Origin of the sequence: Nonlabens ulvanivorans, from assembly GCF_000732625.1 — a bacterium.
Lineage (GTDB): Bacteria > Bacteroidota > Bacteroidia > Flavobacteriales > Flavobacteriaceae > Nonlabens > Nonlabens ulvanivorans.
Window position 1 is genome coordinate 395,981 of the sequence record NZ_JPJI01000032.1, and the last position, 12,267, is coordinate 408,247.

A 12,267-nucleotide genomic window follows, 5' to 3' on the forward strand; every position below is an offset into this window, starting at 1 on the left:
TTGCTGAACGGCTTTCTGCTCCTCTTCTTGGGCTCGAACCAAGGACCCTCTGATTAACAGTCAGATGCTCTAACCAACTGAGCTAAAGAGGAATGTGATATACACAACACTAAAGCTATTTGCTTTAGCGAGCGCAAATATAAAACGTTTTTTTATTTGCCGCCAAGTTTTTTAGCGAATAATTGAAAATACTTTAAAAGAAATTTTCAGAAATCGCCTTATACAGGTCATTTCCATTTGCATAGAGCATTAAAGCGAGTAAAATAAATATCCCTATTAATTGTGCACGCTCTAAAAATTTATCTCCTGGTTTGCGCCCAGTGACCATCTCATACAGTAAAAACATCACATGTCCACCATCTAAAGCTGGTATAGGTAAAATATTCATTATAGCAAGTACAAAAGAAATCCATGCCGTACGTTCCCAGAATTTACGCCAGTCCCAAGTATCTGGATACAATTTTGCAATGGTTCCAAAACCACCTAGTTGACTAGCTCCTTTTTTAGTGAAAACGTATTTAAATTGTTTTACATAATCCTGCATGGTCCAGTATCCATGAGAAATCCCTTTATTAATACTTTCCCCAAAACTATAATCCAGTTGGGTTGCACTCGCATAATCAACCGTAGGCTTTTTTCTGAAGCCTATTATACGTCTCTTATTATTTTTAAAATCGATAGTTTTAGTTTGTACCATTCCATTTTCATTCTGAATTTTTAATTCAAATGGAGTACTATCATTAACCACATGATTGATTGCATAGGTATAATCTGTATTATAAGAAATAGGATAACCTGCCATCTCTACGATAGTCATACCTTCTTTAAGACCTATAGAGTCCGCAATGGTACCTGGCTCAACATCACCTACCTCAAATGGGAATCTAGCCTCTAACGGCCCCATGATGTCTGCATAAAAAACACGTTTACCGATATCTTCTGGTATACCTATATTTACTGGACTTCCATCTCTGATAACGGTGACTGTCTCTACGTCTCTAAAAACAAGTCTATTCACAAGATTATCTGCGATTTGTAAAGTATCACCATCAACAAGCAATATTTGATCTCCATTCTTAAAACCTATTTCTTGTAATACAGGCGGCATTCCAAAACCAAACTTATAATCTGTTCCCGTTGCTTGCTGTCCACCATAAGTGAAAAAAATCATGATATAAATAAAAAACCCTACAACCACGTTAACAACGACGCCACCCAGCATTATAATTAATCGTTGCCATGCTGGCTTTGAACGGAATTCCCAAGGCTTAGGCTCTTCGGCCATTTGCTCTTTATCCATACTCTCATCGATCATTCCCGCTATTTTTACATAACCACCTAATGGTAACCATCCAATACCGTATTCAGTTTCGCCTATTTTTTTCTTAAACAAAGAGTATTTAATATCAAAAAACAAAAAGAATTTCTCAACTCTCGTTTTAAATAGACGTGCCGGAATAAAATGTCCTAACTCGTGTAAAACGATAAGTAATGAAAGACTCAGTAAAAAATTTATGGCTATTACCAGATATGGATGCATTGCTGTTCTAATTTAACGAGCGCAAAAATAGGCCTTTGCACTCATTTTACACAATCTATAAGGTTAATTGGTAAAGCAATTGCAGCGTTCAACATATAAGTAATACTGTTGTTGTGAATAACTACTGAATAGGAAAGGTTGTGATTTTTTGAGAATACGCTTTCGCGAAAGCGAGAACTAAAACACCTTAACTTTAAAAAAGCTTTATAAATAATGTAATAATTTTTAAGCCTTTACGAAAGTGTCCGACAAAGACTAGAACAGCTCACAATTAGGTCGTAATTTTGTAAAAAAGTATTACTAATGCTTGAATTTCTGAATAAAAATAAATGGCGAGCACTATTCATGCTCGTATTGAGTACGGTTATTTTTCTGGCTATCCAGCATGCCTTGACTCCTAAAAAAACACTTGCAATATTACAACCAGACCAGTTTGACCCAACGCTGGTAGACGACAGCATGCTTTTTGTGAAAAAATATCATAAAGTCGCTCCATTTAAGTTGATTAATCAAAATGGTGACACGATTACAGAAGAAAATTATAAGAACAAAATCTATGTAGCAGATTTCTTTTTTACCACTTGCCCTACCATTTGCCCTACCATGACTAAAAACATGACCGTATTGCAAGAAGAGTTTAAAGATGATGAAGAGGTCGTTTTTCTTTCCCATAGTGTAACGCCTGAGTATGACACTCCTGCTATTTTAAAAGCCTATGCAATTGAAAAAGGAGTACTGGATTATAAATGGAATCTTGTAACTGGTGAAAAAGAACAAATTTATAATCTAGCACGCAAATCTTATCTAGCCGTAAAGGACGCTCCTTATGGTGGTAAGTATGACATGGTACATACCGAGAACTTTTTATTAGTCGACAAAGAAGGTAGACTGCGCAGCCGCTCTTATGATGGCACTAAAATGGAAGAAATTGAAGCTCTCATTGAGGATATATACATTCTTAAAGCTAGTTATGAGGAGTAATTATGCTGCCATACGACCTTCCCAATTTACGTCTCCTGCATATACTTCAAAACCATCATTGACTGCTAATTGAAATTGTGGTGCCGTAGCTGCAAATTGTGCGGTTAAATTATAAGAATACCAGATACTCATTAACATTAACGGGATTTGAATTGCGTCTTTGAATCCTAATTTTGAATCATCCACATGTACCCATCTTTCTAATGGCTGCTCATACATTTTATTCATAATTGCTTTTCTACCAAAATGCTTCTTCATTCTCAAGAAAATCTCTACATCAAACAACCATCTCGTTAAAAACTGCTTATCATATGCTAGTGGAATGATGTCTCTCTTAAACACTTTTGCTCCACATTGCGTATCCTCAATAGGTAATCCTAAAATCATGAAAATGAATAGCTTTACGATTTGAGAAAATAGTTTTCTCAATACGTTACGCTCTATCTGACCTTCACCTTTACCTCTAGATCCATATACCATTGTTAACTCATCATTATTGTGAAGAGTATCTACCAACTTTTTAAAATCTTTAAAGTCGGTAGATAAATCTGCATCGATAAAGCCTATGTAATCGATATCTTCACGATTAAATAAGTATCTAGCACCAGATCTTACCGCTGCCGCTTTACCTGCATTTTTTTTCACATCCACAATACTTACTCTATTAGGAGTTTCTCTTTGCATTGTATTTAATACGTCTAGAGTATTATCTTTACTTCCATCATTTACAAAACATAAATGATAGTCTTCATGAGATTGAATAAAGGCGTTAAACGCAGCTGTATCTATTCTTTTTTCTTCGTTGTAGCAAGGGATGATTATTCCAGTTTTCATAATAATTGATGTTTAATTATGACCCAAAATTACTTGTAGAAGAGGCCTCAAATCGGCTATTTTCGTTAGGTACGAAAGAAGTGTAGACGAATAGTAATTTACTGTAGTTCAATGCCAGTGAACGGATGCTGCGGTTGTCATATCTTTATCACATCATTAATTGAGTAATATTGAAATTGAAAAAAACCACTAATAAACTTTTAATCGCAGCCTTATTTATAGGGATTGCTTTTCATGGTAGTGCTATATTTTTCACATTAGAGACCACCTATGATGCTTTAATACATTTGTTCTTTGCAGAACATTATGCGACCAGCTGGTTTGAACCATGGAATTATAAATGGTATACCGGCTTTACAGTGATGAGCTATCCACCGCTAGTACATCAATGTATAGGATTACTAAGCTATGTAGGTGGATTAAAGTTTGGAATGTTTACCGTTGCTATTATTGCCATCATACTTTTTATTACTGGAGTTTATCGATTTTCTTTACTCATAACCTCTAGCAGAACGGCTGCTGGGTATGCAGCATTACTAGCGGTATTCTCATCTTCATTTGTAGAGACGCTTCACATATTTGGTCAATTACCTAGTATAATTGGGATTTCTATTTTAATGCATTCTTTGCCTGAAATATACTTATGGCTCAAAACAGGTAGTTATAGATATTACTTTACCTCACTTTCTCTTATCGCTGTAACAGTAACTTCACATCATGTCACTCCTATATTTGGGATGGTATTTTTTATTTTCCCACTAATAGGTATGGTTATTATGGACCATGCTAGAGAACAAGTTGATTCTATTAAGGAGATTACCTTTAGCGTTTTTTTAAAAAGCTTCTTAAAACTCTTTAAACGTATAGTAGGATTTGGGATGTCATCTCTAGTCATTATTATAGGATGTATTTTACCTTATTGGATTAATACCAAGAATAACCCTATAACTCAAGTTCCTATACCACACGGCTCTAGAGATAATTTTTTAGAAGTCACTTCATCGGGATTAGTGTTCTTCTTAATCCCTTGGGGTATTCTATTAATTATCTTGCCTTATATATTTTATAGGTATTATAGTAAACGATATTTGTTTTTTGGCTTATCGATAACTATACTCACTGTGCTAGGTACTGGAGGAACCACACCTATTCCTAAGATGTTTTTAGGTGAAAATGCCTTTAATATACTAACCCTAGATCGCTTTACATTATGGGCTTCTATAATGTCTTTACCTATGTTAGGTGAGTTTGCCTATCGTTTTATTCAAGGAGATATTAAGATTTTAATACAAGAAAAAATAGGTGCCGTTTATCATAGACTCGCTGGCGCTGTTCTGGCTGGTCTATTTATTTTTATGACTATCTTTACAATGACCTTGGGTTATTTTAGGCCATCGCAACCAGCAAAAATAAAAATGCTTCCTATTGTTAATTTCTTAAGTCAGGACCAGCATGATCACTGGCGATACTTAACACTAGGATTTGGAGATCAAATGGCGTGGCTCGCAGCACAAACTAAGGCATTGAGTGTAGATGGTAACTACCATTCTGCTAGAAGGCTACCAGAACTAACAACTAGACCTATAGAAAGACTAGAAAACTCAAAATTTAAAGGTGTTGAAGGCATAGGTTCGTTACAGCAATTTTTAACCGTTCCAGAAAAATATAATCTCAAATACATTTTTTCAAATGATAAGTTCTATGATCCCATGCTATATTTCTGTGGCTGGCAGCGACTAGAACAATTAGAAAATGGAATCATGGTATGGGAAAAAATGAACGTCCCACCATTATCTAACATCTTGCCGCTAGTTGATGTAGCACAGTGGCAAAAAATATTATGGGGAACTATACCTATACTTACCATTTTAGTAGCGTTTATTTTAAATATTCAGCTCTTAATTACTAGGATGCTTAAATATAAAGAAACAGCACCGGCAGCATATCTTAAAATTCCAGATCCATACACGCCATTTAAAAGTAATCTACTCCACGTCATTCATGCCTGGTCATTATTACTATTAACCATTACTTGTTATGGAATGTATATTTTTTATCTTAAAAATAATACGCAACACAGTCCAGATAATGTAGTACTTGCTTATTACGATGCCATAGATTTTAAAGAATTTGAAAAAGCTCATAGCTTCATTAATCCTGAAAGCGATCTTCCTTTAGACCAGTACATGTTACAAATATCTGTAACAGATGGCCTATTAAGCTCTTATGCAAAGCTAGACAACATAGAAACTATCACATTAAAATCAACAGAAAATACTGTAAGTCTTAAAGTAGATACAGAATGGATTACACCACTTGAAAAAGTAGAGAAAACAGATTATCTTACTGCTATAAAACATAATGGTAAATGGTATATTGAACCAGAAGAAGTTGAAACCGACCTACCACCTGACCAGCTTTTTACAGAAAATAAAACAGTGTTTTTTAATCAAGGTAGAAGACGCATCAGCACAGAGCAAACTTATCATGAAGATATTCTGAAACAACCATCTTTAGAAATCTTAAACGCACGACTAGTAGAGTTTGATCATCATTATTATATCATAGGAGAAGTTCAAAATATCGATACCGTTCCGGCAGACGTAGTATTAAATGGCTCTCTTTATGATAATCAAAATAACCTATTAGCCAGCCATAATGCAAAATTTGTGGTAAAACATAAGTTAATGCCCAAAGAAATAAGTAGTTTTAAAATCAATTTTGAAGGTATAGCATGGACCAGTATTAACGATTCTATACCTAAATCTTTTGATCCCGATCAATATACACCTGTCGATTTTAAAAACAAACCTGCCATTTTCAATATTCAAGCAGCTGGGAATGTAGCAAACACAGACCTCTACAAAGGCCTATCGATTAGTGACCTTAATATAGATAACGGGAAAATAAAAGGACAACTATTCAATTCTGGTACACAAGAATTGACGATACCTCAACTTATCATTTCCTACTTTGACCAAAATAAAAATTTAGTTTGGGTAGATTATAATTTTGTAAAAGATGCAGTAAGACCACAACGCAAACAAAATTTTGAATTCAACCTGCTTACCGATGCAGAGATTAATGTGCTCAATAATGACATGAGCAACTGCTATGTAAATGGATTACCTAATCAAGACGTTGCAAAAAAAGTAGTCCCAACTAGAAATGCCACATTTAGTGCTTTTCAAAAAACGGACAACGCTCTTTATCCTTATATCAAATTAGAAACTAACGCTTATATAGGGAACCCGAAATAATGAGAATTAAAGCTACATCTCTGCTAATAATCATGCTGTTGATTTTATCAAACAGCATGATACAGGATGCCGCTACTCCAGAATTGGGTATATCACCTTTAAATCATAAGCTTACCTATACAGCAGGTCATAAAATCAACTTGAAGTTTAAGGGAAATAATACCAGTGCACATGACTTATTATTATCTTACAATCTAGGTAGTACAATAGTAAATCCGCAGATGAAAGGCAGCTTTGTTAATTATAAAATCCCTCAGTTTATAAGCAATATGTCTGGTATGGTTAAGTGGCAGTTAGTGAACACCACACAACGTGGCCGTTTTACCATCACACCTGTATCCCAAACTGTAAAAATGGAGACCTACATAGGTCCACCTAGCATCATAGCCGGTAATTCTGATTATAGTATGGCAGTTTCTATACCATTAGACTCACTAGATAATGTTCAAAAAGATGACACCGCAGTTTTATTCAATTATAATAAAGAAACTACTCGCACACAAAACCTATCCACAGTGGATAATCTAATCGCCTTCGATTATATATACAGCACAGAAAAGACAGGAAACATTTTATTTGCTGCAAACGTTGATGAACAGTTCAGTAAAGAATTTACGGTAGAAATTAAAGCCGGATTGCCAGTAGATTTTACGCTTTCGCGAAAGCGTAATCACCCATATGCAGACGGAAATCAACTAGTTACTTTTTATACTTCGATTCTCAAGGATCGTTATAACAATATCGCAAGTGATGAAACTTTAGTTACATTTTACATAACTAATAGTTCAGGTGCCGTGTTACAAACGACTGGAACAACCATTAAAGGCATCGCAACGGCTAGTATGATTCATCCTGAAAAGGCTGAAAAATGGTCTGTAACCGCAGCAGTTGCTGGTATAGCGAGTAGCGATACGATAACCATGGAATTTGAACAGGTGTTTGATAATTATGATATTCAACTTAATGATGGTAATAGAACCATTACCGTAGGACCCTTAAAAAGTTTTATGGGACAAATCATACCTGATGGTGTGACCGTAGAATTAAAGATTAAAGGTAAAAACATCAATGAGAATTACTTGAAACAATCTTACAATGGTCAGGTACAATTTAAATTAAATCCAGATTTGATACCGAACGGTATTTACAATATTGAAGTTATCACTGGTGGTATCTCACGCAAAATTAAAAATGTAAAACTGTGAATAGAACCAATAAAAACATATTGCGTGGTGGGCTTATTGCATTTTATATACTCATAATCGCCTTAATTACACTAGGTATAAGTAGTCTATACAGCTATCTGAATACTGGAGCAGATCGCAGTACAATGTTACATACCGAGCAAATACAAGAGCGGTATTATATTCCCATTATAGAATGGGACACTACAAGTATTAAAGGAAGGCCACTAGATGCTACCACCTTAAAGTCTATTGAAGAAGATTATTTAAATGCATGGTACGTAAGAGCGAGAGCATTAAAAAATAATACACTTACTGGTATTGAAGATTATTATACCGCAAGTGCTACTACAAAAGTGACTGAACTTATAAATTTCAACTTAAGTAATCAAATAACTGTAGCGATGACTTCTCTAGAGCATCATCCCAAGGTGGAATTTTTTAGTGAAGATGGCCAGTTAATCGTACTTACTGACACAGATGTACTCGAGCATGAACAACTTTATAAGGAAGGAGTCTTTTTAAATAAAACCAGCAGCTTAAACACTTACAAAATCATTTTACTGTTAGAAGATGGATACTGGCGCATCAGACAATTTGTAAAAGTATCTTCACAAGATAGACTTAAGGAACTTTCTTCAAACCCTTTAAATTTAAATTTAAAAGGCATCAATTATTATCCGAAAAGTTCACCTTGGGACACTTTTGGTACTCAGTTTAATAAAGACACTATAGCAACAGATTTTAAAATTATTAAGAACGCTGGTCTTAATAGTATTAGAATATTTGTAGGATATGAGGATTTTGGGAAAGAGCATGTTTCTGCAGACAAGCTTGAGAAGTTGCGTGTATTATTAGATCAAGCACAACTAGCAGATTTAAAGGTGTTAGTCACACTTTTTGACTTTTATGGCAACTATTCAGTAAGCGATTGGACTATGACACAACAGCATTTATTACAGATAGTACAAACGGTTAAGGATCATGATGCACTTCTAGGTTGGGATATAAAAAATGAACCTGACCTAGATTATAGCTCTAGAAATAAAGATGTTGTGGAATCGTGGCTAGAGCATATGATTTATAGAATCAAATTGATCGACGACGCGCATCCCATAACTATCGGATGGTCCAACACTTCCAGTGCAGCCGCTCTAGTTGATCAAGTAGATTTTGTCACCTTTCATTATTACGAGCCATTAAATGAGCTTGAAACTGCTCTAACTGAATTAAAAACAGTTACTGGTCTTAAAAAAATAGCCGTTACGGAGTATGGTGTAAGCTCTTACTCGGGCATATGGAACCTAATGGGATCAAGTGAAGAAGATCAAGCAAATTATCACAAAGAAGCCCAAGAACTACTCGATAAGAATAAACTTGCGTTCATGTCTTGGACTCTTTATGACTTTGAATCTGTACCAGAAAATGTTACAGGAACATATCCATGGCGTAGAAACCCACAAAAATTTTATGGATTTCTAGATTCCAGGGGAAAGAAAAAATCTTCTTTTAAATATATCAGCCAGCATTAAAAGACATCGCTGTTTTATTTTTACGTTGATTGATTTGCTCAAACGTAGTTAAGTACATTTCAGCTATTCTACTCATAGGATGAGATGTTGCTGCTTTGAAATTAGCTTTGGCTATAGCTATTCTATGAGCTTCATTAGTTAAGATTGCTTCTATGGAAAGCGCTAGGCTTTCAACACTTGTAGGATCAAAAAATTCACCTCTATAACCTTCATCTTGTGTCAGTAATGCAAGATCTCCTAAATCTGGCATCACAACAGCTTTACCATAACTACCGGCTTGATGTAAAACTCCTGAACTACCTGTTGTAGATGTATAAGGAAAAACAACTACTGCACTTTCGTTGAATAAAACCGGAACCTCAACTTCTTCTACATAACCAGTAAATCTCAATTGACTCACATTAGCATATTGTTTTTTCACTTGATCTAAATATCCTGGAACATTTGGATTATCCGTTCCTGCAATTACAATTTCTATATTAAGACTTGTTCTTTTTCTTACTAATTCAACAGCCTCAATCATTGATTCTACCTTTTTATAAGTACCGAATTTTCCGAAAGTCATTACCTGTAAAGGTCCATCTGGAATTGTATATGAAGGTTCTTCAGTAGCCACTTCAAAAGTTCCATGAGGTATGAGAACCACATTTTTTGCATTGTACTTTTTTTCTAAGATCTTCACATACTTATTCATCGTCACTGCAACGATATCTGCTTGTAAGATAAGCTTAGTCAGCATGGTTCCCACCATACCGTATAATGTCGTTAAAATTTTATTATTAGTAAATCCAGCACTTCCTAAATCTACTTCTTCTAGAATATTATGTAGTAAAACTATAGTTGGTATTTTTTTTATCTTACATATTAACGGAAGCATAAGACCTAAAGCTGCTGCCACTTTCTTATCTCCAAACTTCATGAATTGAAGATTAAAAAGAATATTATCAGGTTGAGTTTCATTAATTGCTGCAGTTACATTTTTGATATTCCAGTAACTATTAAATGACCAACATTCTTTTACAGATATCTTACAACCATTAGCCTCAAAACTTAAATCTTTAGCGTCTTCAGTTTTATCTGTAAGTAACACTATTTCCGTAATCTCTTCTTTCAATCTAAAGCTTTTAACTAAATGAAAAGCGTACTCATTTAAAGTTACTTTACTAGGTGGATATGCTGTTACAATGGCTAATTTCATGATTGTTGTTTTTAATTACAATGCAAATTTGGTAAATATTAAAGCTGTTTTAGAGATATTAAGATTGACCGTTATTAAGTGTAGATGAATGGCAATTATCTGTAGATAATTGGTTTTATGATTTTTTACTAGCTATAAAATATACAACCTGCATAATCATAAGAATAGTCATAGCTAATATTTGAACGAGCACTACTTGTTCCAAGTTTTTATGATAAAAGATGATAAGAACAACTTGTGCTAGTCCCATAACACCAGATATAATTACTGGCTTATATTTTCCTAAAGACAAGAAGTAATAAGAAAAGATATTTGCAATGGCAAATAAAGAGGTTGCTATAGCATACTTCCATAATAGTGGTGCGATGTCTGTATAAGCATTACCAAAAAGTATCTCTACTACTAGCTCAGGAAACAAAGCAGTACCTGCAATGATAAAAGCACATAATAAAGTGATATACCCTACGTATTTAAAAAGTAATGACTGAGTCTCTTTTCCTTCTTTTTGTAGTGTAATAACCTTAGGCAATAACAACATTACAAACATCCAAGCCATAAAATATACCACTCTTCCTATAAGGGCAAGTGAGGCATATAATCCAGCCTCTGTGTCCTCAAAATAATGCTTGACTAATAATATGTCACTGTTGTTAATGATGATTTGCGTTAGTTCATAGAAGAGAGTAACTAAGAAAAAACGTTTGATTTGTTTAGATAAATGATTATCGATGTTACCAGATGGTAACTGAATAATTGATGACATTTTAAAGGGAAATAATCCTAATATTAAAGATACCAGAATCCCAATGGCTACTATAAGAATAGGATCTATTTTTAAGACAAAAAGCAATAATAAAGTAAGACCTAATCTGACTAGCATTTCAGATTGATATGTAAGAGCTAGTCCTTTAAAATCATTCTTACCTTGTAGAAATCCACGATTCACACTCATTAAAAAATAAAAAGGAACTGCCACTCCAAAAATGACAAACATATTCTTACTTGTAGTGTGAAAAATTTCTTGTAATTGACCTGAAAATAAAATCAACATAAGACCTGCTATAATACCTACGAGGAGTGATGATTTTAGAATACTTTTCAAAAAAGAAGGAAGTTGTGTGTTTTCTAAAAGCACAGCATATTTTGCTGTTACTAGTTGAAAAGTCATCGCTAGAAAAGATAGAACTAGCAAAAAGGTTATTAAAATAGCAGCATCTGCAAATTGTGCTGGTCCTAACAATCTACCAAGAACCAAATTATAGATATAATTACCACCATTAACTACCAAAACGCTTAACATAAAAAGCTGCTCTGGGGATATTTTTTTTCTCGTCAATGAAGTAATAAATTGCATAACTGTATTTTAAAAGCTTGATTAAGCTATTGATCTAAATCTGTATTCATTGTAAATATCTTTATATCCTTTACCAGAAATATAAATATTTTTATCTGGACGTAAAGAATAAGACATTATAGTCATAAAAGCCGCTACTCCATTTTGATCTATTAATTTTAATCCATCGATATTGATATTAACTTCTGCTTCTTCATCTAGAAGAAAGTGAATATGGTTAATTAAGCAATTAGATGTGGTAGCATTTAAAACTCCTGATAATTGATATACTCCTTCTGTTTTTTTAATCGTAAGTGACATAACTTTATATTTAGATTGTTAGTTGATTTTAATTACATTGCAAATATGCCTCTGAACTTGAGGTCAAAACCGCATATTTCGTTT

General features: G+C 34.0%; 9 protein-coding genes and 1 tRNA gene. 4 read left to right on the forward strand and 6 right to left on the reverse strand.

Translation table 11 applies throughout. The features are described from left to right. Window positions 1–18: 18 nt before the first annotated feature. Both IL45_RS08910 and rseP read right to left on the reverse strand, forming a co-directional pair. A tRNA-Asn gene (locus tag IL45_RS08910) sits at window positions 19–92 on the reverse strand. A 101-nt stretch (window positions 93–193) separates the two neighbouring features. Then, window positions 194–1,540: an RIP metalloprotease RseP gene (gene rseP, locus IL45_RS08915; protein WP_036582931.1), complete on the reverse strand. Its 1,347-nt coding sequence runs from the start codon at window positions 1,538–1,540 to the stop codon at window positions 194–196. Window positions 1,541–1,843: 303 nt separating this feature from the next. Between rseP and IL45_RS08920 the strand changes: the two genes are divergently transcribed. After that, window positions 1,844–2,521, forward strand: coding sequence for an SCO family protein (locus IL45_RS08920; protein WP_036582934.1), 678 nt, complete (start codon window positions 1,844–1,846; stop codon window positions 2,519–2,521). Here the strand turns inward: IL45_RS08920 and IL45_RS08925 are convergent, their stop codons facing one another. After that, window positions 2,522–3,355 carry a dolichyl-phosphate beta-glucosyltransferase gene (locus tag IL45_RS08925; protein WP_036582936.1) on the reverse strand — a complete coding sequence of 278 codons (834 nt, stop codon included), beginning with the start codon at window positions 3,353–3,355 and terminating at the stop codon, window positions 2,522–2,524. It abuts the gene before it with no gap. 176 nt (window positions 3,356–3,531) lie between these two features. Here IL45_RS08925 and IL45_RS08930 point away from each other — a divergent pair, with 176 nt between their 5' ends. From IL45_RS08930 to IL45_RS08940, 3 genes are read left to right on the forward strand one after another with little or no spacing between them, the layout of a single operon-like run. After that, a complete protein-coding gene (locus IL45_RS08930) occupies window positions 3,532–6,615 on the forward strand; it encodes a membrane protein (protein ID WP_036582939.1) in 3,084 nt (1,027 codons plus the stop codon). Window positions 6,616–6,647: 32 nt separating this feature from the next. Then, window positions 6,648–7,820 carry a hypothetical protein gene (locus IL45_RS08935; protein WP_146128626.1) on the forward strand — a complete coding sequence of 391 codons (1,173 nt, stop codon included), beginning with the start codon at window positions 6,648–6,650 and terminating at the stop codon, window positions 7,818–7,820. Next, window positions 7,817–9,331, forward strand: coding sequence for a cellulase family glycosylhydrolase (locus IL45_RS08940; protein WP_036582944.1), 1,515 nt, complete (start codon window positions 7,817–7,819; stop codon window positions 9,329–9,331). The genes IL45_RS08935 and IL45_RS08940 overlap by 4 nt, the downstream gene beginning before the upstream one ends. Here the strand turns inward: IL45_RS08940 and IL45_RS08945 are convergent. From IL45_RS08945 to IL45_RS08955, 3 genes are all read right to left on the reverse strand, one after another. Further along, window positions 9,318–10,529, reverse strand: coding sequence for a glycosyltransferase (locus IL45_RS08945; protein ID WP_036582946.1), 1,212 nt, complete (start codon window positions 10,527–10,529; stop codon window positions 9,318–9,320). The genes IL45_RS08940 and IL45_RS08945 overlap by 14 nt on opposite strands. A 115-nt stretch (window positions 10,530–10,644) precedes the next feature. After that, window positions 10,645–11,883 (reverse strand): oligosaccharide flippase family protein, encoded by a 1,239-nt coding sequence (locus tag IL45_RS08950; RefSeq protein ID WP_036582948.1) that lies wholly within the window; start codon window positions 11,881–11,883, stop codon window positions 10,645–10,647. A gap of 21 nt (window positions 11,884–11,904) precedes the next feature. Next, window positions 11,905–12,183, reverse strand: a complete 279-nt coding sequence (locus IL45_RS08955; RefSeq protein ID WP_036582951.1) for a hypothetical protein — start codon at window positions 12,181–12,183, stop codon at window positions 11,905–11,907. Window positions 12,184–12,267 lie beyond the last annotated feature (84 nt).

Excerpts from the sequence above, each read along its gene's own strand:
- rseP (WP_036582931.1), bottom strand. The coding sequence starts at position 1,540 with ATGCATCCATATCTGGTAATAGCCATAAATTTTTTACTGAGTCTTTCA.
- IL45_RS08920 (WP_036582934.1), top strand. The coding sequence starts at position 1,844 with ATGCTTGAATTTCTGAATAAAAATAAATGGCGAGCACTATTCATGCTC.
- IL45_RS08925 (WP_036582936.1), bottom strand. The coding sequence starts at position 3,355 with ATGAAAACTGGAATAATCATCCCTTGCTACAACGAAGAAAAAAGAATA.
- IL45_RS08935 (WP_146128626.1), top strand. The coding sequence starts at position 6,648 with ATGCTGTTGATTTTATCAAACAGCATGATACAGGATGCCGCTACTCCA.
- IL45_RS08945 (WP_036582946.1), bottom strand. The coding sequence starts at position 10,529 with ATGAAATTAGCCATTGTAACAGCATATCCACCTAGTAAAGTAACTTTA.
- IL45_RS08950 (WP_036582948.1), bottom strand. The coding sequence starts at position 11,883 with ATGCAATTTATTACTTCATTGACGAGAAAAAAAATATCCCCAGAGCAG.
- IL45_RS08955 (WP_036582951.1), bottom strand. The coding sequence starts at position 12,183 with ATGTCACTTACGATTAAAAAAACAGAAGGAGTATATCAATTATCAGGA.